The 23,621-nt window shown below is 38.0% G+C and carries 22 protein-coding genes and 1 tRNA gene; 6 read left to right on the forward strand and 17 right to left on the reverse strand.

What is annotated here, in order from left to right; genetic code table 11:
• Positions 1–116: 116 nt before the first annotated feature.
• Together nrdG and nrdD are read right to left on the reverse strand one after the other, a co-directional pair.
• Positions 117–707, reverse strand: a complete 591-nt coding sequence (gene nrdG / locus FD20_RS01405) for an anaerobic ribonucleoside-triphosphate reductase activating protein (protein WP_057735791.1) — start codon at positions 705–707, stop codon at positions 117–119.
• A complete protein-coding gene (nrdD, locus tag FD20_RS01410; RefSeq protein WP_057735792.1) occupies positions 697–2,868 on the reverse strand; it encodes an anaerobic ribonucleoside-triphosphate reductase in 2,172 nt (723 codons plus the stop codon). Before nrdD ends, nrdG begins: the two co-directional genes overlap by 11 nt.
• A 279-nt stretch (positions 2,869–3,147) precedes the next feature.
• Between nrdD and FD20_RS01415 the strand changes: the two genes are divergently transcribed.
• Complete coding sequence (locus FD20_RS01415) at positions 3,148–3,717, forward strand: TIGR01440 family protein (protein ID WP_057735793.1); 570 nt, start codon at positions 3,148–3,150, stop codon at positions 3,715–3,717.
• Positions 3,718–3,826: 109 nt separating this feature from the next.
• Here FD20_RS01415 and tsaE read toward each other — a convergent pair whose 3' ends face one another.
• The 3 genes from tsaE to FD20_RS01430 form a co-directional block, all read right to left on the reverse strand.
• Entirely contained in the window at positions 3,827–4,306 is a 480-nt protein-coding gene (tsaE, locus tag FD20_RS01420) for a tRNA (adenosine(37)-N6)-threonylcarbamoyltransferase complex ATPase subunit type 1 TsaE (protein ID WP_057735795.1), read from the reverse strand.
• Between the two features lie 185 nt (positions 4,307–4,491).
• Entirely contained in the window at positions 4,492–5,472 is a 981-nt protein-coding gene (gene pta / locus FD20_RS01425; protein ID WP_057735797.1) for a phosphate acetyltransferase, read from the reverse strand.
• A gap of 4 nt (positions 5,473–5,476) precedes the next feature.
• The gene (locus FD20_RS01430; RefSeq protein ID WP_057735798.1) at positions 5,477–6,187 is read right to left on the reverse strand and encodes a uracil-DNA glycosylase; all 711 of its coding nucleotides are present in this window, start codon (positions 6,185–6,187) and stop codon (positions 5,477–5,479) included.
• 164 nt (positions 6,188–6,351) lie between these two features.
• Between FD20_RS01430 and FD20_RS01435 the strand changes: the two genes are divergently transcribed.
• Genes FD20_RS01435 through FD20_RS01445 form a run of 3 tightly spaced genes read left to right on the forward strand, consistent with a single transcriptional unit; the run spans position 6,352 to position 8,372 of the window.
• Positions 6,352–7,218: a Cof-type HAD-IIB family hydrolase gene (locus FD20_RS01435; RefSeq protein WP_057735800.1), complete on the forward strand. Its 867-nt coding sequence runs from the start codon at positions 6,352–6,354 to the stop codon at positions 7,216–7,218.
• A gap of 41 nt (positions 7,219–7,259) precedes the next feature.
• Positions 7,260–7,775, forward strand: coding sequence for an LURP-one-related/scramblase family protein (locus FD20_RS01440; RefSeq protein WP_235807688.1), 516 nt, complete (start codon positions 7,260–7,262; stop codon positions 7,773–7,775).
• A 30-nt stretch (positions 7,776–7,805) separates the two neighbouring features.
• Positions 7,806–8,372 carry a GNAT family N-acetyltransferase gene (locus FD20_RS01445; protein WP_057735801.1) on the forward strand — a complete coding sequence of 189 codons (567 nt, stop codon included), beginning with the start codon at positions 7,806–7,808 and terminating at the stop codon, positions 8,370–8,372.
• A gap of 154 nt (positions 8,373–8,526) precedes the next feature.
• Here FD20_RS01445 and smpB read toward each other — a convergent pair whose 3' ends face one another.
• From smpB to rpoN, 9 genes are all read right to left on the reverse strand, one after another.
• Positions 8,527–8,994, reverse strand: coding sequence for an SsrA-binding protein SmpB (gene smpB, locus FD20_RS01450; protein ID WP_057735802.1), 468 nt, complete (start codon positions 8,992–8,994; stop codon positions 8,527–8,529).
• A gap of 38 nt (positions 8,995–9,032) precedes the next feature.
• On the reverse strand, positions 9,033–11,378 hold the full coding sequence (rnr, locus tag FD20_RS01455) for a ribonuclease R (protein ID WP_057735803.1): 2,346 nt from the start codon (positions 11,376–11,378) through the stop codon (positions 9,033–9,035).
• Positions 11,379–11,497: 119 nt separating this feature from the next.
• Positions 11,498–11,734 (reverse strand): preprotein translocase subunit SecG, encoded by a 237-nt coding sequence (secG, locus tag FD20_RS01460; RefSeq protein WP_057735804.1) that lies wholly within the window; start codon positions 11,732–11,734, stop codon positions 11,498–11,500.
• Positions 11,735–12,122: 388 nt separating this feature from the next.
• Positions 12,123–13,448: a phosphopyruvate hydratase gene (gene eno, locus FD20_RS01465; protein WP_057735805.1), complete on the reverse strand. Its 1,326-nt coding sequence runs from the start codon at positions 13,446–13,448 to the stop codon at positions 12,123–12,125.
• 104 nt (positions 13,449–13,552) lie between these two features.
• Positions 13,553–14,308: a triose-phosphate isomerase gene (tpiA, locus tag FD20_RS01470; protein WP_057735806.1), complete on the reverse strand. Its 756-nt coding sequence runs from the start codon at positions 14,306–14,308 to the stop codon at positions 13,553–13,555.
• A gap of 74 nt (positions 14,309–14,382) precedes the next feature.
• Positions 14,383–15,573, reverse strand: coding sequence for a phosphoglycerate kinase (locus FD20_RS01475; protein WP_057735807.1), 1,191 nt, complete (start codon positions 15,571–15,573; stop codon positions 14,383–14,385).
• Between the two features lie 117 nt (positions 15,574–15,690).
• Positions 15,691–16,704, reverse strand: coding sequence for a type I glyceraldehyde-3-phosphate dehydrogenase (gene gap, locus FD20_RS01480; protein ID WP_057735808.1), 1,014 nt, complete (start codon positions 16,702–16,704; stop codon positions 15,691–15,693).
• 61 nt (positions 16,705–16,765) lie between these two features.
• Positions 16,766–17,794: a sugar-binding transcriptional regulator gene (locus FD20_RS01485; RefSeq protein ID WP_057735809.1), complete on the reverse strand. Its 1,029-nt coding sequence runs from the start codon at positions 17,792–17,794 to the stop codon at positions 16,766–16,768.
• A gap of 335 nt (positions 17,795–18,129) precedes the next feature.
• Positions 18,130–19,491, reverse strand: coding sequence for an RNA polymerase factor sigma-54 (rpoN, locus tag FD20_RS01490; RefSeq protein WP_338040474.1), 1,362 nt, complete (start codon positions 19,489–19,491; stop codon positions 18,130–18,132).
• A 34-nt stretch (positions 19,492–19,525) separates the two neighbouring features.
• Between rpoN and FD20_RS01495 the strand changes: the two genes are divergently transcribed.
• Together FD20_RS01495 and clpP are read left to right on the forward strand one after the other, a co-directional pair.
• Positions 19,526–19,597 (forward strand) — tRNA-Arg (locus tag FD20_RS01495).
• 352 nt (positions 19,598–19,949) lie between these two features.
• Positions 19,950–20,543, forward strand: a complete 594-nt coding sequence (gene clpP, locus FD20_RS01500; protein WP_057735811.1) for an ATP-dependent Clp endopeptidase proteolytic subunit ClpP — start codon at positions 19,950–19,952, stop codon at positions 20,541–20,543.
• A gap of 215 nt (positions 20,544–20,758) precedes the next feature.
• On the opposite strand, the gene whiA is transcribed toward clpP, so the two are convergent.
• Genes whiA through rapZ form a run of 3 tightly spaced genes read right to left on the reverse strand, consistent with a single transcriptional unit; the run spans position 20,759 to position 23,621 of the window.
• A complete protein-coding gene (gene whiA / locus FD20_RS01505) occupies positions 20,759–21,697 on the reverse strand; it encodes a DNA-binding protein WhiA (protein ID WP_057735812.1) in 939 nt (312 codons plus the stop codon).
• A 17-nt stretch (positions 21,698–21,714) separates the two neighbouring features.
• The gene (locus tag FD20_RS01510; RefSeq protein ID WP_157060820.1) at positions 21,715–22,737 is read right to left on the reverse strand and encodes a gluconeogenesis factor YvcK family protein; all 1,023 of its coding nucleotides are present in this window, start codon (positions 22,735–22,737) and stop codon (positions 21,715–21,717) included.
• Positions 22,737–23,621: an RNase adapter RapZ gene (gene rapZ, locus FD20_RS01515; RefSeq protein ID WP_057735814.1), complete on the reverse strand. Its 885-nt coding sequence runs from the start codon at positions 23,619–23,621 to the stop codon at positions 22,737–22,739. The genes FD20_RS01510 and rapZ overlap by 1 nt, the downstream gene beginning before the upstream one ends.

The following is a 23,621-nucleotide window of genomic DNA, read 5'->3' on the forward strand; positions in this document are numbered from 1 at the left end:
AATGTGTTCCATAATTCAAAATTCTTTAAAATCAACCTAATATTTTTGCACTATACTGTTCTAAAAGATCAATCTCCTCGTTCTTCAGTCAACTGTCTAAATAAGGTTACAACTACTTATTTCAATAGCTTATCCCACAATATAACTTTCCCAGCTTTTAAAGAGCGTTGAACATCAATTATCCTTTGGTTGGAGCTTCCTCTAAACTGAAGAGTCAAATCCTTTTTAGGTAACTCAAAACGTCCATCCACCAAAATGTCGATTTTAGAAAGTAACTCTAGCTTATCCTCAGAATCCCGTAAAAGTTCATCCCAGCGATATCCAGTCCAAGACCAAACATCCTTTGTGTTACCAAATTCTGCGTGCATACGATCAACTAACTTCAGACATACCTGTGTATTAAGAAATGGTTCACCACCCAAGAGTGTGAGACCTTGGCAGTAATCCTCACCTAGATCATTAATAATAGTATCTTCTAAGCCTTTAGTATAGGGAGTTCCGTAATGAAAGCTCTGTGCAACTTTGTTATAACAGCCAGGACAAGCAAATTTGCAGCCGCTGACATAAATGCTGCACCTTACGCCTTCACCATCTACAAAATTAAACGGCTTATAATCTGCAATGTATTCTTGACTTAAGTCGCTAGCAAGCCATTCTTCTGGTTTGGGGTTACGCGGTTTACGCTCTTTTTTTATTCTATTCTGCATTCTGATCCATCCCATTGAACATATTCTTAGCTCTTGAAGCAATTTCAACGTGCCGCCCATGAACCATCGGACGCTGTAATGGGTTACCTAAATAACCGCAAGTCCTTTTTACACAATCACAGCTCTTAGGATCATGATTCCCGCAATCTGGACACTCAAAACCACGCTCTGTGGCTTTGAACTCTCCTTGAAAACCGCATTTATAACAATGATCGATTGGCGTATTTGTACCTAGGTAGCCAACTTTATCATAGGCCCAATCCCAGACAGCCTCTAAAGCCTTAGGATTTTGCCGCAAATTTGGGTATTCACAGTAGTGAATGAATCCACCAGAACTATACTTAGGGTATGCCATCTCAAAGGCTAATTTTTCGAACGGTGACGGGTGTTTGCGGACATCATAATGAAAACTATTAGTGTAGTAATCTTTTGCTGTAATATCTGCAACTTTACCGAATTTTTTACGATCTGCAACACAAAAACTATCAGTCAAAGACTCACTAGGTGTTCCGTATACACTAAAATGATAATCGTATTCATCCGACCACTTTTCACAGTTTTCCTTTAATGCTTTAACAATCGATAACGTAAAATCGTGTGCCTCTTTATTTTGTTCCCAGCGAGGACCGTAAAATGAAGTCCCGACTTCATACAAACCTATATACCCCAGTGAGACAGTTGCACGCCGATGCTTGAAGAGTTCATCAACGTTGTCTTCTGAATCTAATCTTTTTCCAAAGGCCCCATATTGATACAGAATTGGTGCATTTTCAGGGATAGCTTGCTTAACTCGACTAACCTTAAAAACAAGTGCTTCCTTGCAAGCTTGCATCCGTTCATTAAAGATTTCCCAAAATAATTTCTTATCTCCACGCGCCTGTAAAGCAATACGTGGCAAATTAACAGTTACAACCCCAAGATTCATCCGACCAGAGTTTACTTCTTCACCTTCGGCATTCTTCCAGCCTTGTAAGAAGCTGCGACATCCCATCGGGGCCTTGAAACTCCCAGTTAATTCTTTAATTTTATCGTACATTAAAATATCGGGATACATCCGTTTAGTAGCACATTCTACTGCCAGTTGTTTAATATCATAGTTAGGATCATTTGGCTTAATATTTAATCCCTTCTTTAATGTAAACACTAACTTAGGGAAAATTGCTGTCCTTTTTTCGCGTCCCAGCCCTTGAATTCGAATCCTTAAAATTGATCGCTGAATCTCACGTTCAATCCAAGTTGTTCCCAGACCAAAGCCGAGCGTTGTGAACGGAGTCTGTCCTTGCGATGAAAACAATGTATTTATTTCATACTCAAGCCCTTGCATCGCGTCAAAAATATCCTTTTTTGTACGTTTTTTTGCAAATTCTTTTCGTTTAGTGTCATCATCAATGTATTCTTCCGCATCCTTTAAATGTTTATCATAATTACGCATCGCAAAGGGTGCCAGCAATTCATCCACCCGGTCTGCAGAGCACCCACCATATTGACTGGATGCCACATTAGCAATTATTTGTGCCATCTGCGCAGTTGCAGTCTGAATTGAATGTGGACTTTCAACCTCAGCATTACCAATTTTAAAACCATTTGTCAGCATTTCTTTAAAATCTATCAAACAGCAATTTGTCATCGGACTCCATGGCGTATAGTCCAAATCATGATAATGAATATCTCCACGCAAATGAGCCTTCGCAATATGTTCTGGCATCATCCGCAAACCAAGTGTTTTGCCAACCGTTCCAGCTGTCAAATCGCGTTGGGTGTTAAAGACATTACTATCCTTATTTGCGTTCTCATGCACTAAGGTCGGATCCTTTGCCTGCAATCTCTTTAATCGTTTGGTTGGATCGGTTTGCTCTTCCCATTGAATAGTCCGCTCTTTATGAACAGCTATGTACTTACCAGCCTCTGCATGAAAACCTGAGTTATTCAATACCACTATGAAAGCATGATGAACATCGTCCGCAGTTGTTTCTGTCTTATCCTCAAGCTGCTTAAGTATCGCATTAATCAGTGGTTGTTCCTTTTCAAGTAGACCTAACTGATCGATGATCAACTCAAGTTTGTAAACAGCAAACGGCATCTTATACCCATCCCTTTTGATGAAAAGTGTCGGAATCCGTGTTAAATTTTTTGTATTCCTCTTGGTCTCTGTCGTTGCCATTACTAATTCCCCCTGTTTCTTTCTTCTGTGTATATTCTATTACTTTAAGCAGTCAAATACAACCCATTGTGTGTCGTTTCAAACTAATATCTATATATTGTGTAAAACCTACTGGCTAAAAAGTCACTCTTCATGGTCTTTCTCACCTCAAAAAAAGATTTTTCTCATTTTTCAAGCTATTTCTTCCGAAACTATATATAGCGTTTGTCCATTTAAGTTGTAGTTTCAGACTATTGCGTTATAATTAAAACATTCTAATAATTAAGGAAGGTAAAATTAATGGTCGAAGATTTAAATGACATCGCAATAAATGTAAAAAAGGGACTGGTAGAACTATTAAACGTTGCTGACCTTGAACCGGAAGACATTGTTGTCTTAGGCTGCAGCACTAGTGAAATTCAAGGGGAAAAAATCGGAAAACATTCAAATCTAGACATAGGCCGCGTCGTTATAAAAACCGTCCTCTCTGTCCTAAAACCCTTAAAACTTCATCTTGCAGTTCAAGGATGTGAGCATCTCAACCGTGCATTAGTAATTGAACGTACTGTTGCTAAGCAGAACGGCTTTGAACAGGTTACTGTCTATCCATCCCTTCATGCTGGCGGAGCAGGCCAAATAGCAGCCTTTGAAGCCTTTGATAATCCTGTTGAGATTGAACACGTCATTGCTCAAGCTGGAATGGATATCGGCGATACATCTATCGGGATGCATGTTAAGTTTGTTCAAATACCTGTTCGAACTTCCATTAAAGAAATCGGTGGCGCACACACTACTTTCTTAAGAAGTCGCCCTAAATTAATTGGAGGCCAACGTGCACAATACGAGTGGCATGCCCCAAAAAATAATTAAATTTTATCGAATAAAAAGTACTCTGTAATTTGCTGAATCCCTAAACTACAGAGTACTTTTTTTAAATAAATTGTTAATTACTAATTTTTTATTTGATGAAAAATCCGATTTATCTCTGAGAGTTACCCCACTCTTCCTTCAACAACGAAACAATCTCCTCGAAATGTTCACCTATTGCTGTGAATTTCAATGTCCGCTGCTGATCATCCTGCTCATTCTTTATAATCTGAATTTGCAAATATTCCTGCGGCAATTCATCTTGGATGAATTGAGACCACTCAATGACACTGACTCCACCACCATTAAAATACTCTTCAAGTCCTAGATCACCACCGCCAACTCCTTCGAGGCGATAAACATCCATGTGAAAAAGCGGTATTTTCCCCTGATGATACTCTTTGATTAAATTAAAAGTTGGACTTTTAACATTGTGTTCAATCCCTAATCCCAATGCCAGCCCCTTTGTGAAAGTCGTTTTTCCAGCACCTAAATCACCATCTAGTAAAATAACATCATTTGGTTTCACATAAGCAGCTAGCATCTGTGCAATCATTTTTGTTTCGTCGGCATCATGGACTGCAATCTCCATTCAAACACCCCTCTACTTATCGAGCGAAATAATCTTCGCGATTAGTTATACAATATTTTTTCGAGAAAACACGTAAAAAAGATGAGTTTAAATCTAAAACTTATCTAAAAACTAGATACACAATCTAATCTTATCCAAGACCTATATTATTACCCACCCCTATTGTGTGATTACCAAAGCAGTATTTAGTTAGTTGCCTGCAAAGCTGTAATAATCGCAACCTTGTATACATCTTCCTCGTTCGCACCGCGCGACAAGTCAGAAACCGGCTTATTCAAACCTTGGAGAATTGGGCCGATTGCTTCAAATTTTCCTAAACGCTGTGCAATCTTATAACCTATGTTTCCAGCTTCTAATTCTGGAAAGACAAAAACATTGCTCTGACCTGCAACTTTCGAACCTGGTGCTTTATGTTGTCCAACAGAAGGAACAAATGCTGCATCAAATTGCAGCTCCCCATCAATATTCTCGTTTGGAGCCAACTTCTGTGCAATCCTAGTTGCCTCAGCAACTTTTTCTACTTCACTTGACTTAGCAGATCCCTTAGTAGAAAAACTCAATAATGCAACCTTAGGATCAATATCGAAGAGACGTGCTGTTTTTGTACTGGCAACCGCGATTTCCGCTAATTCCTGTGGTCCGGGATTAATATTGATCGCACAATCAGCAAATAAATATCTTTCTTCTCCACGTGTCATTACAAAAGCCCCACTCGTTCGACTGATCCCTGGCTTTGTTTTTATTATTTGTAAAGCGGGTCTTACTGTGTCCCCTGTTGGATGTACAGCTCCCGAAACAAGTCCATCTGCAAGATCCATGTAGACAAGCATTGTTCCAAAATAGTTAACATCTGTCAGCATCTTATCTGCTTGTTCTTTGGTGTTTTTTCCTTTTCGTCTCTCAACAAAAGCCTCGACCATTTCCTCAAACTTTTCAGCCAGATATTCTTCTGGGTCAATAACAGTTAATGTCTCTGGAAGTCCTTTCCCGATATCATCTGCTGTTTTTTTAACTTCATCCATTTTTCCAAGAACAATTGGACGGACCAAACCGTCATTGGCTAACCGAACAGCCGCTCCAACTACCCGTTCATCATTTCCTTCTGGAAAAACAATTTTTTTGTTTTTTCCTTTGATCTTGGCAATTAAACTTTCAAACAAATCCATAATGCTAGCCTCCAATATTTTTTTTTGCTTCAATATTAACTTTTTCCGGTAACTGCCAATCAATCGGTTTTTCACCCATTGCTTTTAAAGCAGCATTGGTCTTAGAAAAAGGTTTTGAGCCGAAGAAACCACGATGAGCGGATAAGGGACTAGGGTGAGCAGACTTCAGGACAATATTTTTAGTCGTATCGATCAGCTTAATCTTATCTTGCGCTGACTTTCCCCAAAGAATAAAAACAACCGGACGTGAACGTTCAGATAATTTTTTTATTGCAGCGTCTGTCAACTGCTCCCAGCCTTTGCCTCGATGCGAAAAAGCTTGTCCATTTCTCACTGTTAAAACAGTATTCAGTAATAGCACCCCTTGTTTGGCCCATTTTTCCAAATAACCATGTTTAACAGGCTCAATTCCCAAATCGCTTTGCAATTCTTTGTAGATATTTGCAAGAGATGGAGGTATCTTCACTCCCGGTAACACCGAAAAACTGCAGCCATGCGCTTGATTCGGTCCGTGATAAGGATCCTGTCCTAAAATACACACTTTAACTTCTGAAAAGGGCGTCCAGTCAAAAGCTTCAAAAATATGGTACATATCTGGATGTATAAATTGTGTTGTATATTCCCTTTTTAGGAAGTCATGCAGTTTTAAGTAGTATGCCTTTTCAAATTCCGGTCCTAAGACATCTTGCCAATCATTTTTAATAAGCGTTTTCATTATCGACACCTCGCACACATTTTACCATATTTTAAATATTCTTTTTACTATTATCTGTAATTAATAAAAAAACTTTCAATATTCAAACAGTCGAGTTACTAAAAAAAAAAACTTTTTCATGGTAAAATACAGGTAAATATGTGCAATTAAGTGGAGGAAAAGCTATGATTCAAATTATTGCTTCAGATATGGACGGAACATTATTAAATGATAAAATGGTTATCTCTAAGGAAAATGCATCTGCCATCAAGCGCGCACAAGCTGCTGGTGTACACTTCATCGTTTCTACAGGCAGGGGATATACAGAGATCAAACCACTGATCAAAGACGCTGGTATCAATTGTCCTCTAATCACCTTGAATGGTGCGCAAATATTCGATGAAAATGGACGTATCCTTAGCTCGTCCCCAATTCACGATCAGCTTTCTAGCAAGATAATTCATTACTTGAAAAAAAAGAAATTATATTTTGAAGTTGTTACGTCAAAGGGTATTTTTTCAGACAACAAAGCAAAACGAATTGAAAATTTTGCTGAGCTTCTAACCAATGTAAGCCCAGAAACACCTTACAAACTTGCAGTTACGATGGCTGCCGCACGTATGGAACTGATGAATATAAACTATATTGACCGTTACCAAAAGTTAGTTGATGATGATCATATCAGCATTTTCAAAATTGTCGCTTTTAGTAATGAAGGCCATAAAGTTTTAGATCCTATCAAAGATGAAATTCAGCAATATGAAAATCTGATAGTTACTTCTTCTTCAAGTTCTAACATTGAAATAAATCATATTAATGCACAAAAAGGTGCCGCACTTCAGGCTTATGCTGACAAGCTAAATGTTCCAATGGATAACGTGATGGCTATCGGAGATAACAATAATGATATTTCAATGCTGAAAGTTGCTGGTGTCAGCTATGCAATGGATAATGCAATTACGGAAGTTAAACAACTTGCTACCCGACTAACAGCATCTAATACCAAAGATGGTGTTGGCAAAGCAATTGATGAACTTTTAAACGAGGACTAAAAATGTTCATAAAGAGGTTATTAGTTTAAGGAGGGGTTGAATTGCGTAAACTATACGTCCAAAAGGGACGACTTGCGGAACAGGGAGCCTCAACGATTAGCGATATTAACCGAAAAAAACTCTACTTGATTGTCGGTAAATGGGGACGCCATCAAGATGTCCTGTCAGTTTATGCAATTTCAGGAACTCTTTTAGCTGAGATAAAGCAACACGGATTTGGACTTTTGCCTCACTTCGATCTATTCAAAGACAATGAACATGTCGGTAGTCTAAGAAGATATCACCTAGGTAAAAAGGATATTTTGATTGTACGCGGCTTAAATTGGTTCATTGTTGGGGATTTATATACTTCCCGTTATCGAATATTTCATGGACGTCGTACTATTATGACCCTGCAAGAAGTTACCCTCCCATTCGGTGATTATCTTGAGCTTTCAATTAGTGATGAAGCAAACGAAGCTTTATGTATTTGTATAGTTGCTATTTTAGATCACCTTGTGCACTCGTTTTCTAAAAAACAGTCACGTCTATATAATTTACGTATAAAATATAATTGATTTTTTATTTAAAGAAAGGGATATATTATATTGTTGATCAGACTTGCCAAAAAGAACGATGCGCCAAAAATAGTTCCACTTTTTAAAATCATTCTCCATGAGATGGAACTCCCTGCACTGCATCTGATTCCCAATAAAAAGCTAGATAAAATTATTCAGTTTGCTTTTGGAACAGAAGATTTACGTTTTAGTGTTGGAACAACACTTGTTGCTGAAATAGATAATCAGGTTGCAGGCTTTGCCTTCGGCTATTCTAACGAAATGGAAGAACGAATTAATGACGTTTGGGAACAGGCTGTTTCTAAAGTTGACCTTCCCGAAAAAACAGCTCTCTTTACTGATACTGAAACATTTCCTAATGAATGGTATTTAGACTCAATAGCTGTCTCTCCTATTTTTCGAGGAAAAGGTGTCGGAACAAAGTTGTTGCATAGTTTGTCTGAAAGAGCACTTAAATCTAACAAGTCTTGTATAGGATTGAGCGTTGATCTTCAAAATCCACTAGCTGAAAAACTCTATTCGCGCATCGGCTATAAAAAAGTTGGGACAACAACGATTAGTGGACACAAATATCATCATATGCAGTTAGAAATCTAAATAATTTAATTAAAAAAGCTGAAATCAGATGAGAAGTAAATCTCATCGGTCTCAGCTTTTTGTTTTGTTTTTTTGTGATAGAAGCAAAAATCAATTTCTTACTGTCATTCTAATAATTTCAGAAAATCTCTAAAATTATCTCATCATCAAAACACTACTTATAATTTTTCAGTGTTCTTTGAATTTGTCTTTCTTGGTCTTTGCGCTTAATTGATTCGCGCTTATCATAAGATCTTTTTCCCTTACCTATTCCAAGCAAAACTTTCGCAAAACCATTCTTTAAATAAACTTTCAAGGGTACTATTGTGATACCTTTATTGCTTGATTCATTTACAAGACGCTGTATTTGTTTCTTGTGCAACAACAGTTTTCGCTTACGCAACGGGTCGTGATTGAACTGATTTCCTTGATCATATGGAGAAATATGAACATTCATTAACCAAGCTTCTCCGTTACGAACCTGAGCAAATCCATCTTTCAAATTAATTCGTCTATTGCGAATTGACTTGATCTCGGTCCCAGTTAGAACAACACCTGCTTCGATAGTATCTATAATCGAATAATCATGGCCAGCCTTCCTATTTTGAGCTAACGGACGATCATGATGCTTCTCCTTTGTCAATTATAAACACCTCCTACCATCATTCCCATTGCCTACAACTACTTATGCCGTTTGAACTTGTCCTTAAACGGACGATTTCCATGAAATTTTTTATGTTCACCGTTATTGCTCTTGGACTTACTATAACGCTTGTTGCCATGTGTTTGTTTTTTCCCGCCGCGTTCATTCCGCTTGAAACCACCGTTATTTTTCAATAAGTCTGTTTTAGGCGTGTTTTCCGGATTTAAAAGTGTAAAGTCAATTTCCTTTTGATCAACATTAACGTTAATCACTTTAACTTTAATTGGCTGCCCTATGCGATATGTTCTCTTCGTATGACGACCAACCAGTGCCATCTGTTTTTCAAGATATTCATAATAGTCATCTTTCATTTCACTAATATGAATTAAACCTTCAACTGTATTCTGCAATGACACAAACATCCCAAACTTAGTAACCGAACTAACCACTGCATCAAACTCTTCTCCCACGTGATCAGCCATATACTCAGCTTTCTTCATCGCATCAGTATCTCGTTCAGCATCAATTGCACGTCGTTCCATCTGAGAACTATGTGCTGCAATTTCTGGAATTTCTTCTTTATATTTCTCTTTTGTTTCAGCACTTATTCCATTTTCTTCATAAAAACGGATCAAACGATGTACTAATAAATCTGGGTAGCGCCGAATTGGAGAAGTGAAATGCGTATAATCATCCGCACCTAAGCCGAAATGACCTAACGGTTGATCTGCATACTTCGCCTGCTGCATTGAACGTAATAACATTGTAGAAACCATCGCTTCCTCCGGTTTCCCAGCAGCTTTCTTTAAAATATTCTGCAGCATTTTCGGTTTAACATCGCTACTGCTCCCTGTAGCTTCAATCCCTAAACCAGACAATGCTTCAAAAAAGGAAAGCATTTTTTCGGCTTTAGGTTTTTCATGAATCCGATAAATAAACGGAACCTTTAAGTTATTAAAGTGCGCAGCTATCGTTTCGTTGGCAGCTAACATAAATGATTCAACTATCCGTTCACTAATTCCGCGTTCACGCAACTGAATGTCGATAGGATGGCCTTTTTCATCAACAATGATTTTAGCCTCTGTATCTTCAAATTCAATTGCTCCACGTCTTTTTCTCATTTTTAGTAAAATTTTATGCAGCTCACCCATTGTTTGGAACATAGGTACCAGTTTTGCATAACGTTTCATCGTTTTTTCATCGTGCGATTCTAAAATTTTGTTAATAGCAACATAAGTCATACGTTCAGTTGTTTTTATCACACTTGGAAAAATACGATGTTTTACAACTTGCCCCATAGAATCTATTTCCATCTCACAACTCATCGCTAATCTCTCAACGCGCGGATTCAACGAACAGATTCCATTTGATAACTTATGCGGCAGCATTGGAATAACACGATCTGTCAAATAGACAGATGTCCCACGCTCATATGCTTCAGCATTCAGATCTGTCCCTGGAACGACGTAGTGCGAAACATCTGCAATATGCACTCCCAAATGATAATTGCCGTTATCAAGTTTCCAAGCCGTGACTGCATCATCAAGATCCTTAGATTCAATGCTATCGATTGTAACCAAATCCTGTTCCGTCAAATCTTCACGTCCAATTTTTTCCGCGTCCGTGACATGATCAGGAATGTTTTCGACTTCTTTCATAACATCATCTGGAAATTTAGTTGGAATATCATGTTGATATACGACTTGGAGAATATCCATCCCTGGATCATTGACATTCCCAATAACTTTTTTTATTACTCCCTTTAGAATACCTGGTAAATGAGCATCAGGATATGCTGTAATATCAGCTAAAACGACCTCACCAGGAACAGGTTTTAATCCCTTGTCTTCTACAAGGAACCTATAATTTGACAACTTGCGATCTTTTAACTTGATCTTGCCAATAATTCCCTCTGGATAATTTTCAGTTTCATCAACTTGAAACTCTCCTACAACTTGCTCTAATGAATGATGGGCGATGCCTGTAATCTTTCCCTCAGGTCCTCTCCCTGTCGTTTTATCAGCAGGATGAAGCATCACAAGCTCAACCTCGTCACCATTCAAAGCTGACAAAGTTTGAGTAGGATTTATAAAGTAATCAGGTGTCTCTGGGTCAACAGTTACGAATCCGTACCCATGATCATTGGCATGAAAAACACCCACAAGAATTGGTAAATTTTCATCCTTAGCAATTGTAAAAGTTCCATTTTGATTCAAATTTACCACTTTATCATGTTCTAACTGTGCAAGAGCTTGAACCACAAACTTAAATTTCCCAGCATCTGTCATTTTGATTGATTCAGCCAATTCCTGAACTGTAAAAGCTTGATCTGGTGTTGCTTTTAATATTTCTAATAAACTGTCTTTAATCTTATTTTTTTCCATCTATTTCCTCATTCAATTGATTGATTAGTGACTTAAGCGTAACATATTTCAACTAATAACTGCACAAAAAAACAAATAAAAGACCTCCCAATAACATCAGCAGGAGGTCTTACTTTTGATCAATGTGATGAAACGTAAACCATAGCCAACGAAAGTACAAAAAAGATGACACCTAACACAACTGTCACTTTTTGCATAAATGCTTCAAAACCACGTGGTTTCTGTTTACTAAAAAGATCAGCTGCTCCCCCTGAGAGCGCAGTCGATGCATTATCAGTCTTAGCAGGCTGCATCATCACAGCAATAATTATTAACACTGAATCGATCATTAACAAAGTTAAGAGTAAATTATACAAGCTTCTACCTCCTTGCCTTCTTAGGCAACCTACATCTCCTATAATTTAGCATAAATTCAACCATTTTTCCAGTTTCAATTTTGTATCTGGATCAAACTACGCAAATAACACCATGTTTAATTGTTATTGTAGCATTTCTTAATTAAAATCATCAATATCAAATACTTTAATTATTATAAGGTTAGTCCGACAGAAAGTAGGAATTTTTGATTACAATTCTAAAAATGCATACTAGCTAAATCTTGACTATTGGGAAACTAAAATGCATTTTGTTAATTTTTGGAACAGCCCCCAAAAAATATGCAATCAAACAAAAAAACCTGTGGCAAGACTGACGTTCTGCCACAGGTTTTTTCTTACTAATATTCAATTAGTCAAAAAATTATATTTATTTGCTTTCAATTTCTTGACGAGCTTGTGCGCTCAAATTGTAGAATGATTGAATACCTTTGTATTGTGCTACGCTCTTACCTAATTGATCTTCAATTCTCATCAATTGGTTATACTTAGCAATACGATCTGTACGGCTCATTGAACCAGTCTTAATTTGACCAGCATTAGTTGCCACAACTAAGTCAGCAATTGTTGTATCTTCTGTTTCACCAGAACGATGTGAAACAATAGCTGTATAGCCAGCTTCTTTAGCCATTTCAATTGCTTCTACAGTCTCTGTCAAAGTACCAATTTGGTTAACCTTGATCAGGATTGAGTTTGCAGCACCCATCTTAATACCCTTTTCTAAATATTGAGTATTTGTTACAAAGAAGTCATCACCAACTAATTGAACTTTTTTGCCAAGACGGTCTGTAATCACTTTCCAATCGTCCCAATTGTTTTCGTCAATTGGATCTTCAATTGAAATAATTGGATATTTAGTTGTTAAGTTTTCAAGATAGTCAACGAATTCTTCTGTTGAGAATTCTTCGCCTGTCGACCAACGTAATTTATATTTGTTTGTTTCAGTATCCCAAAGTTCTGATGAAGCAACATCAATTGCAATTGCAACATCTTTACCTGGCTTGTAACCAGCTGCTTCAATAGCATCAATCAAGAACTTCAATGGTTCTTCATTGTTAGCAAAGTCAGGTGCGAAACCACCTTCATCACCAACTGATGTTACTTTACCAGCATCTGCCAATAACTTTTGCAAGTTATGGAATGTTTCAGAACCCATGCGGACTGCTTCTTTAACTGAAGAAGCACCAACAGGCATGATCATGAATTCTTGGAAATCAACTTTGTTGTCTGAATGTGCACCACCATTGATAACGTTCATCATTGGTGTTGGCAAAACATGCGCATTGAAACCGCCCAAGTAGTTGTATAAAGGAACTTGCAGTTCATCTGCAGCTGCACGTGCTGCTGCAATCGAAACAGCTAGAATAGCATTTGCGCCTAATTTACCTTTGTTAGGTGTACCATCCAAAGCAATCATTGCTTTATCAATGGCAACTTGATCTGTTACTTCATAACCAACGATTTCTTTTGCAATAACATCGTTAACATTAGCAACAGCCTTTGTAACACCTTTACCCATGAAACGAGATTTGTCGCCATCACGTAATTCAACAGCCTCATGTTCACCAGTAGAAGCACCTGATGGAACGATTCCACGACCAAAAGCACCTGCTTCTGTGTAGACCTCTGCTTCAACTGTTGGGTTACCACGTGAATCTAAGACTTCGCGTGCATAGATTTCTGTAATACTAGACATAATACACTCTCCTTTGAGTTTGTTTGGCTTAAGTTCTTATCTACCTCAACCATATTTTAAAGGTTTTGCCATCCAGTTTCAATCACTAATAATACAAAACTTTATTAGTCTTTGTAATTTACAAGTTGCAAATATGAATCAGGGACCAGTGAAGCGCCTCCGACCAAGCCACCATCAATATTTGCCTTTGACATTAATTCTTTGACATTGGCTGGTTTAACAGAACCACCATATTGAATGCGAACCTTGTCAGCTACTGTTTGGTCATATAGTTTTGCAACTGTCTTACGTACAACGGCACAAATCTCTTCTGCTTGATCAGAAGAAGCTGTTTTACCAGTTCCAATTGCCCAAATTGGCTCGTAAGCGATAACTAAACTTGAAACTTGATCTGCTGAAAGGCCCTTGAGAGCAGCAGTTACTTGACCGGCTACCCATTCTTCTGCCTTGCCTGCTTCACGCGTCTCAAGAGTTTCACCACAACAAATAATCGGTAGTAAACTATTTTTGAAAATAGCATGTGCTTTCTTATTGATGTCTTCATCAGTCTCATGGAAATAATCACGACGTTCTGAGTGACCAATGATTACGTAGTCAACGCCCATTTCTTTCAAGACCTTAGGTGAAGTTTCACCCGTAAAGGCACCCTCATCTTCAAAATAGCAGTTTTCAGCAGCTACCTTTAATTCAGAACCCTTAGCATTTTCGAGCAATGCTGGCAAGTCAACAGCAGGAGCTGCAATAACAGCCTCAACTTTTGTGCTTGCTGGCAAATTACTTTTAACAGCTTTTACAAACTCAGCAGTTTGTTCTGGATTCATGTTCATTTTCCAGTTTCCTGCAATAATTGGTGTGCGCACGTATATCATCCTTTCAAATCTTGATTTAGCAATTAACAATCACACTGAAAATAATTTAGATTATTCAATAAAAATTATTTATCAGAAACAGCTGCGATTCCAGGTAAAGTCTTTCCTTCAAGATATTCAAGTGATGCTCCGCCACCAGTTGAAATATGAGTAAGCTTATCAGCAACACCTAATTGTTGAACAGCAGCAGTTGAATCTCCACCACCGACGATTGTTGTTGCTTCAGTTAATGTACCTAAGAATTCACCAACTTCAAGTGTTCCCTTAGCATAGTTGCTCATTTCAAAAACACCCATTGGTCCGTTCCATACAACTGTCTTAGCATCTTTCAAAACATCCTTAAATAATGCTACAGATTTTGGTCCGATATCAAGAGCCATATATCCATCAGGAATATCCCCATCAACGACTTTACTTGGAACATCGTTATCGAATTTTTCAGCTACAACTGAATCAGTTGGTAAGACAAGTTTGTCTCCGGCTTTTTCAATGATTGTCTTTGCTAATTCGATTTTATCCTTTTCAACTAAAGAATTACCAATCTTCATACCCTTAGCAGCGTAAAATGTATAAGTCATTCCGCCACCGATAATAACTTTATCAGCTTTACCTAAAAGATGATCAATAACACCAATCTTGTCAGAAACTTTAGCACCACCAAGAATTGCTACAAATGGGTGTTTAGGATTGTCAACAGCATTGCCTAAAAATTTTATTTCCTTTTCTAGCAAGAAACCAGCTGCAGCTTGGTTCATGTTGCTTGCAATACCAACATTTGAAGCATGTGAGCGATGAGCAGTACCGAAAGCATCATTTACATAAACATCACCAAGTGATGCCCAGTACTTCCCAAGTTCAGGATCATTTCCTGATTCTTTTTTGCCATCCAAATCTTCAAAACGAGTATTTTCAACAAGCAAGATGTCTCCATCGTTCATTTTGTTGATAGCTTCTTCAAGCTGAGGTCCGCGTGTTGCGGGGACAAAAGTTACAGGTTTCTTAACTAAGTCAGCAAGACGTTCTGCGACAGGGCGAAGTGAAAGTTCCTTCTTATCTTCCTCTTTTTTTACACGACCAAGATGTGAGAAAAGAATGGCTTTGCCACCGTTTTCAGCAACATACTTGATAGTTGGTAAAGCAGCAACGATTCGGTTGTCATTACCAATGACACCATTTTTGATAGGAACATTGAAATCAACACGGATCAAAACTTTTTTATCCTTAACATCTAAATCAGAAACAATTAATTTAGCCATAAAAAGCAATCCTCCAATTTATAATTTAAAAACAAAAGGCGAAGAGAGTATTGCCTCCCCCCGCCTCGATGACTTGCAATTAGTTCAGTTCATCAACTTAGCGCTAAAAGCTAAATCTTAAAGCAAACTAGCAAATTTTTCCAATGTACGGATCATTTGAGCAGTAAAGCCTGATTCGTTATCGTACCATGCAACAGTCTTAACAACTTGTCCTTCACCCTTACCAACAACTTGTGTTTGTGTAGGATCAAAAACAGAACCGAATGTTGTACCGATAACATCTGAAGAAACGATACCATCATTGTTGTAACCGAATGATGCATTGCCTTCAGTAACTTTTTTAACTGCTGCATTAACTTCGTCAGCCGTAACTTCTTTGTCAAGAGTTGTAACTAATTCTGTTAATGAACCTGTGATAACTGGTACACGTTGTGCATGTCCATCCAATTTACCTTGCAATTCTGGAACAACCAAGCCAAGTGCTTTAGCAGCCCCTGTTGAATGAGGAATTGTATTTTGTGCAGCAGCACGTGCATTACGAACATTACCACCACGATCTGGACCATCTTGTAATTTTTGTGTAGCTGTGTAAGCATGGATTGTTGTCATTGTACCAGCTTTGATACCGAATGCATCATTAACAGCTTTTGCAAGTGGTGCCAAGCAGTTTGTTGTACATGAAGCAGCAGAAACGATCTTGTCTTCTGGAGCCAATGTGTCATCATTAACACTGTAAACGATTGTACGAACATCGCCAGCTGGAGCAGAGATCAAAACGCGTTTTGCGCCTGCTTCGATATGTGCTGAAGCTTTTTCTTTTGATGTGTAGAAACCAGTTGATTCAAGAACTAATTCAACACCATCATTTTTAACCCAAGGAATATTACGTGCATCTGCTTCTGCATAAACAGGGATTGTCTTACCATTAACAATAAGAGCGTTATCCGTAGCAGAGATTTCAGCGTCAAATTGGCCATGAGCTGTATCGTATTTCAATAAATGTGCCAACATAGCTGGGGAAGTTAAATCATTGATAGCAACAACTTCCAAACTTTCTGAAGTTTCAGCAATACGACGGAATGCTAAACGACCAATGCGGCCAAAACCATTAATACCTACTTTAGTAGTCATACTAAAATTTCCTCCTTTAGGAAATAAAAAATTTATTTTAAAAAGCGGTGTCGGTTAAACACTACTCTTTTAAAATCACTTTAGCTGCCCCTTCATCTGTCACTAAACAGGTTTGCCGAGGGGCCAACTTCATGTAAGCGACAATTGCTTTGGCCTTAGACACACCACCCGCAACCGCGATTACACTTTTCATATTAGCGAGATCCTCAAGCTGTAAACCAACACGCGGAATTTTATAAACTATTCGGCCTTTTTCATCAAAAAAATATCCGAACGCTTCACCTACAGCACGTTTACGCTTGAGTTCATCTATACTTTCCTCTGACATATCGCGTCTTTTAGCCATCGTAATAGCTTCTCCGATACTATGTATAACAGCATTACTGCCGCGGATAAGCTGAACGACTTCTAAAATACTCGGTTCTTGCATCAAAGGTTCATAAGCTTTCTCGCTGAGCTGCTCTGGCACATATAGTGTACGATGTTTCCCACCTGTACGTAATGCCATTTGAGCACTCACATTATTAGCTTGGATGTCGACTGCCTCGCCAACCCCTCCACGTGCTGGAACAAAGAGCAAATCTCTTTTTTCAGCAACCTTAGGAGTGAGACAAGCAGCGATTCTCGCCATTGTTGTACCGCCCATAACTGCGATTACATTTCTGCCTTCAGGCAATAAAGCCTGTAAGGTGTCATTAACGAGCTTACCCATTATTTCAATAACTTTAACCTGCTCATCACAGTTTCCAGAAACAATCAAGCAACGATCAATTTCCAAAAATTCACTAAGCCTTTTTTCACGCTGCTGGATTCCAGCGAGCTGATCCATCAAACCGCGAAGTTTATGAATAACGACTTTACCTTCATCCGTTATTATCATTCCTGACTTCGTTGAAGTAATCAAGCCTTGCCGTTTGAGAAAATCAGTTTCTGTCCGCAACACCCGTTCGGTCACACCAATTTCTTGCGCCAGCAGACGTCTTCCGATAGGCCCTGACCAGTATATATGATGCATTATCATAAATCTCTGCACCATGATCTCTACCATGTCAGGTGCGATCTTTTCTATCCACTCTAATTCTTGGCGCATTCTAAGACCCTTCCTAGCGGGACTACTTTTGTCCAGCGGTGTCACAAAGCGACCCATCAAGCTAAAAAAAACAAAGCACAACAACAATTCTGTTCTCTTAAATTGTTCCCATACCTCATCACAGTTTGCATTATAGCAATAATTATCACCTATTGCAAGCAACGAACACAAAACTGAAAAACGTCTAAAATCCGTACTCAAGCAATGAATCTTTTTTTAAAAATTACAATTTGCGAATGTTTTTTTTGAATTTCAGTTATTTTTTTTATAATAGCGAACAATAATCCGTTATAGTTAGTTCTTGTATTTTATTTTAAGAATTAATTTTTGCTTTTTCAATCAAATCTTTTACGTTTGCTTGAAGAAGGGATCCCCACCAGATCTCGATATTTTGCAACAGTTCTGCGTGAAATCTCAATTCCATTTTGACTAAGCTGCTGTACTATTTTGCTGTCTGATAATGGTTTCGCTTTGTCTTCAGCATCAACTAACGCCTTTATCTGTGACTGAACAGCATCTGCCGTTAACTCTTCATCTTCTCTATTACTGTTAACCGTTTTAGTAAAGAAATGGCGTAACTCAAAGACTCCAAAATTGCATTTTAAATATTTACCGTTGACTGCGCGACTAACAGTTGATTCATGAAGATGTAATTCATGCGCAATTTCACGCAAAAGTAACGGATTAAGCGGGTGGTCTTCTCTGAGAAAGAAACCAGCTTGATGCTTAATAAGCGCCTGTCCCACACGCTCAATAGTTGAACCGCGTCTTTCAAGATTTTGTGCAATGTTAAGATAATCGGCCTTTTTTTCGCGTAAATATTTTTTAACATCCTTATCCGGCATATGAGCAAACTCCGCAAAATACTTTTGTTTAAAAACAACCAGTGGTCTGCTTTGCCTCGTAATTCTTAACTCGACTTTTTGTCTTTCTTTATCAATATCTACTAAGAGATCGGGATATACATACCCAATATCATCTTGCCCAAAAGCTGCTCCTGGAGCTGGAGACAAAGTCCGCACATAATCAAAGATTTTTTGAATTTCTTCCAATGAGATTGCAAATTTACGCGATATCTCTGTCCACTTACGATCAGCAAATTGGACAAAAGCTTGGTCAACGACTTCGTAAGCATGTCTCGGAGCATTATCGCTATTTTCAATTTGCAATAAAAGACATTCTTGCAGATTTCGTGCGCCAATACCTGGAGGATCCAGTTGCTGCAATAATGTCAGTGCGTCCAATAACGTTGTTTGATCGACCTTAGTTTTTTTAAGAATTTCTGCAAAATCGATCCTTAAATAACCATTCGTATCTAGGTGATCGATCAAGAAGACAACCCAACCCCTTAGAACCGATTTTCTCATTGTTAAATGGACTTGCGATAAAAGATAGTCATAAAGTGACTGTTGTTTGTGCTCGGCTGTTTGTGAGATCCAATCATCTTTGTCCTCGTTACTGCCGCTAGAATTAATAGAGCTTCCCGCATAACTCATGCGATCATTAATTTTTATAAATGGGTTATCCAATTGCTTTTGAGATAAAAAAACATGTAAATCTTCAATACTATATCTCAGAATTTGGATAGACTGTTGCATTTGCTGTGTCATTGCAAGTTTTTGAACTTGTTTCTGTTCTTGACCATATATTTGTTCAAGAGGCATTTTTATTTTCACCTGACTTTTTTTACTTGTCAATTTTGTATCTTTCCGTTAGAATAGGAGGAGTGTTGCGCCGCTAGTGTAATGGATCGCACGCAAGATTCCGGTTCTTGTAATGTGGGTTCGACTCCCACGTGGCGCATAACGAAATATCCCTAATTGATACTTTTTATTTTAGACATCTTAAGATCAATTAACTTAGAGGCTGAGCCAGATCGAATAGGCTTGGCTTTCTTTTTTACACATCTATTGTTTTAATCATAGATAGCTTTTCATAATTCTAAGGGCAAAACTAGACATTGTAATGCCTTTCACAACCCCGATATTTATTCTAACATTAAACTGCCTAGTTAGTCGAAAGTAACGTTGCACTATTAAGAGATAAAAATTTTGTTGCTGTTTATTTGACCTTTTTTGACCAATAGTTTAAACTAGCAACATAGACTTATGAATGCTAAAATTAATGGCGTTAAAATAGTTAGGAGGTACTACAGATGAATTTAGTTCCTACAGTTATTGAACAATCATCAAGAGGTGAACGTGCATACGATATCTACTCACGTCTCCTGAAAGATCGGATTATTATGCTTTCGGGTGAGGTTAATGATGATATGGCCAATGCCATTATTGCACAGTTACTTTTCTTGGATGCACAAGATTCAGAAAAAGACATTTATATTTACATCAACTCTCCTGGTGGCAGTGTGACTGCCGGTTTAGCCATCTATGATACAATGAACTTTGTCAATGCCGACGTTCAAACAATCGTGATGGGTATGGCAGCCTCAATGGCCAGTGTATTAGCAACTGCTGGTACCAAAGGTAAACGCTTTGCGCTACCTAACTCTGAGGTCATGATTCACCAACCTCTTGGCGGAGCTCAAGGTCAAGCAACTGAAATTGGAATTGCTGCTCAACATATTCTTAAAACACGTAAATTAATCAACAAAATTTTGGCTGATGGTTCTGGTCAAGATATCGAAGTTGTTAACCGCGATACAGAGCGTGATAACTTCATGTCAGCACAAGAAGCTGTTGATTATGGTTTAATTGATGGCATTATGAAAAACAAGAAAAAAATTAAATAATTACTGCATAGAAAAAATGATGTCATTTATGGCATCATTTTTTTGCACATATCATTCAAATTAAATGCGAATACAAATTCCATTATAATTACGCACAAAACAGAGAAAAAACTCGGTTCAAAATCGAATTCCAAGTCTCGCCATCACTTTGTTTAGTATCTTTTACCTCCACTCACAACAAATTCAAGCTAATCCACAAGTAAAAACTTGCTAAATTAAATTCCTGCACCTTCCTGTATTTTCTGTGCAAGTTCATTTATTTTGCGTAAACGGTGATTTATTCCAGATTTAGAGATTGGTCCACCTGGAACTATTTCGCCAAGTTCTTTCAAACTGACTTCCGGGTTTAAAATACGCGTGTGCGCCACACTTTGAAGTTTTGGCGGTAGTTTATTAAGACCAACAGTCTTTTCAATATACTGAATATTTTGAATTTGCTTCTTAGCCGCATCTGCCACCTTATTCATATTAGCATTCTCACAGTTGACGATTCTATTAACCGAATTACGCATATCACGGATAATTCGAATGTCTTCAAACTTCAACATTGCATTTGTTGCACCAATTAACGATAAAAAGTCAGCAATCTTCTCCGCTTCTTTCAGATAAGTTATATATCCACTTCTCCGTTCTGTTTTTCGCGCATTTAAATCGTAACGATTTATCAAAGTACAAATAACATCATTTTGTTCTTCATACAATGAATAGATTTCAAGATGATAACGGCTCTTTTCGGGGTTATTAACAGATCCAGTTGCTAAAAAAGCTCCCCGCAAATATGATCTTGCCTTAGCATCATCATCTAGAAAGTTCAGGGGAATGCTATTTTTTATCTGAAATCCATCAAGAATATCAAGATCATTTAATACCAACTCACTGCCCTTTTTTAGTCTAACAATATAAAGATTATTTTTTTTTAATTTCATTTTGCGTCGGACTAGTAGTTCACTTTCAACTTCATAAAATTTCTTCAAAAGTGTATAGATTCGCCTTGCAATTGCAGGGTTTTCAGTTTGGATGTTCAAAATAAAATGATGTTGTGCAATACTTAGTGACCCGTTCATGCGAATAAGAGCCATTAATTCTGCTTTGGCATTTGCAAAATGAACATCAAGTGTTGTTAATTCTTTCTTTACTTCGCTGGCATAGGACACTGACAGTCCCCCTCTAGTTAATTGAATTCATTATCTATCCATGACAACGGTCGACTCGTCAATCGCATCAACTCATCAACAACTTGATTTCCATCATGAAATACTCCTCGATCCCGCAACTTGAGAAAATTATCTGAAATAACGCGACAGCCCTCTTGACGCAATCCATAAAAATCAGGTTTAACTTGATAGAGATATTCACCATACCTCTGATGGTCCATATAGTTATCTGGAACAGGCTGTGTATTAACTAAAACAGTATCGATAATCTTTTGACCAAGATGCTTATTGAGAACCCGAACATGATCAGCATCGGAAAAATGCTCCGTCTCTCCCTTTTGTGTCATGATATTGCAAATATAAATAACCTCAGCCTTAGTCTGGCAGACAGCCTTACCAACATTTGAGATCATTAAATTAGGAAGAATGCTTGTAAAAAGACTTCCTGGGCCCAGTACAATTTGGTCCGCTTGCATAATAGCATCCACAACTTTTTGAACAGCGTGCGGCTTCTTCCCATCAACACTTGTTACCCAGACACGTTTAATCGTTTTGTCAGCAGCAGATATTTCAGACTCACCTGCCAGCACAGTTCCGTCTGTAAATTCAGCATTCAATATTAGCGGATCATTAGCTGCAGGATAGACATGACCATCAATTTTCATTAATTGCGAAAGTTCCTGAACAGCATTAAAGATTCCATCGCCATTCATTTCCGACAATGCAGCAATTATCAAATTACCAATTGCATGTCCTGAAAAAAACTGATCACTTGACTTGAAGCGATACTGAAAAATGTTCTTATAAATCTCCGGTGTGTTAGAGAGTGCTACCAATACATTACGGATGTCACCTGGTGGAACAACATTGATATAATCCCGAATAACACCGGATGAACCACCGTCATCCGCAACCGTAACAATCGCTGTGATATCCGCATTTTTTTTGCGCAAAGCCCGCAATATAACAGGTAATCCCGTTCCACCTCCAATAACAACAATATGCGGTCTTTGTCTTCGACTATTTGTTATATTGTTCATCATGATCGATTGCTAGACTCCTTTCGCCGCTTGACATCCCGATGAGATACTCTTACCGGATAAATCGATGCCAACCTATCACCTATTCTCTTAGCTAATGCTACTGAACGGTGCTGCCCACCTGTACATCCAATCGCAATTGTCACACTTGACTTGCCTTCCTCTTTATATCCAGGAATTACATTTTCTAAAAGTGTCATAAATTGCTGATAAAATGACTCTGTTTTAGCAGACCTCATTACATAATCATATACAGGTTTGTCCAATCCAGTTTTCTTTTTCAATTCAGGGATATAATATGGATTTGGCAAGAACCTAACATCCATTACAATATCAGCATCAATTGGCAAGCCATATTTAAATCCAAAGGATAAAACTTCAACATGGAAAGCTGTTGACTCGCTAGTTTCAAAATTATGGAAAATCTCTTCTCGAAGTTGTCTGGGAGTTAATTTGCTTGTATCTACCACTAATTGAGCTTTAGCACGTATGTCGGATAATAAATCACGTTCCAACTTAATTCCATCCATCAGCCTGCCTTCCATCGCCAAAGGATGAGAACGTCTTGTCTCCTTATACCTAGCAACTAACTCTCCATCAGAGGCATCAAGAAACAAAATTTTTGTGTCAATAAAATTGTCGTTTCCAAGATTATTCAGCATCTCAATTATTTCATCATAAAAAGCTCGAGAACGTAAATCAATCACAAGTGCTACTTTATTAACCTTTCCAGATTCGCGGACTAATTCCCAGAACTTCGGTAATAGTGTTGGCGGCATATTATCAATACAAAAATAGCCTAGATCTTCAAAGCTTTGAACAGCCACAGTCTTGCCGGCACCACTCATCCCGGTAATAACGACCAATTTTAACGGTTCTTTCAT

Source organism: Liquorilactobacillus uvarum DSM 19971 (assembly GCF_001434935.1).
In the GTDB taxonomy this organism is placed as follows: Bacteria; Bacillota; Bacilli; order Lactobacillales; family Lactobacillaceae; genus Liquorilactobacillus; species Liquorilactobacillus uvarum.

What these genes read in the sequence shown, in the direction of transcription:
- FD20_RS01435 (WP_057735800.1), top strand. Translation starts at nt 6,352, where the DNA reads ATGATTCAAATTATTGCTTCAGATATGGACGGAACATTATTAAATGAT.
- FD20_RS01415 (WP_057735793.1), top strand. Translation starts at nt 3,148, where the DNA reads ATGGTCGAAGATTTAAATGACATCGCAATAAATGTAAAAAAGGGACTG.
- clpP (WP_057735811.1), top strand. Translation starts at nt 19,950, where the DNA reads ATGAATTTAGTTCCTACAGTTATTGAACAATCATCAAGAGGTGAACGT.
- pta (WP_057735797.1), bottom strand. Translation starts at nt 5,472, where the DNA reads ATGGATTTGTTTGAAAGTTTAATTGCCAAGATCAAAGGAAAAAACAAA.
- FD20_RS01485 (WP_057735809.1), bottom strand. Translation starts at nt 17,794, where the DNA reads ATGCGCCAAGAATTAGAGTGGATAGAAAAGATCGCACCTGACATGGTA.
- rapZ (WP_057735814.1), bottom strand. Translation starts at nt 23,621, where the DNA reads ATGAAAGAACCGTTAAAATTGGTCGTTATTACCGGGATGAGTGGTGCC.
- nrdG (WP_057735791.1), bottom strand. Translation starts at nt 707, where the DNA reads ATGCAGAATAGAATAAAAAAAGAGCGTAAACCGCGTAACCCCAAACCA.
- eno (WP_057735805.1), bottom strand. Translation starts at nt 13,448, where the DNA reads ATGTCTAGTATTACAGAAATCTATGCACGCGAAGTCTTAGATTCACGT.
- FD20_RS01510 (WP_157060820.1), bottom strand. Translation starts at nt 22,737, where the DNA reads ATGAACAATATAACAAATAGTCGAAGACAAAGACCGCATATTGTTGTT.
- nrdD (WP_057735792.1), bottom strand. Translation starts at nt 2,868, where the DNA reads ATGGCAACGACAGAGACCAAGAGGAATACAAAAAATTTAACACGGATT.
- FD20_RS01475 (WP_057735807.1), bottom strand. Translation starts at nt 15,573, where the DNA reads ATGGCTAAATTAATTGTTTCTGATTTAGATGTTAAGGATAAAAAAGTT.
- rnr (WP_057735803.1), bottom strand. Translation starts at nt 11,378, where the DNA reads ATGGAAAAAAATAAGATTAAAGACAGTTTATTAGAAATATTAAAAGCA.
- FD20_RS01430 (WP_057735798.1), bottom strand. Translation starts at nt 6,187, where the DNA reads ATGAAAACGCTTATTAAAAATGATTGGCAAGATGTCTTAGGACCGGAA.
- tsaE (WP_057735795.1), bottom strand. Translation starts at nt 4,306, where the DNA reads ATGGAGATTGCAGTCCATGATGCCGACGAAACAAAAATGATTGCACAG.
- gap (WP_057735808.1), bottom strand. Translation starts at nt 16,704, where the DNA reads ATGACTACTAAAGTAGGTATTAATGGTTTTGGCCGCATTGGTCGTTTA.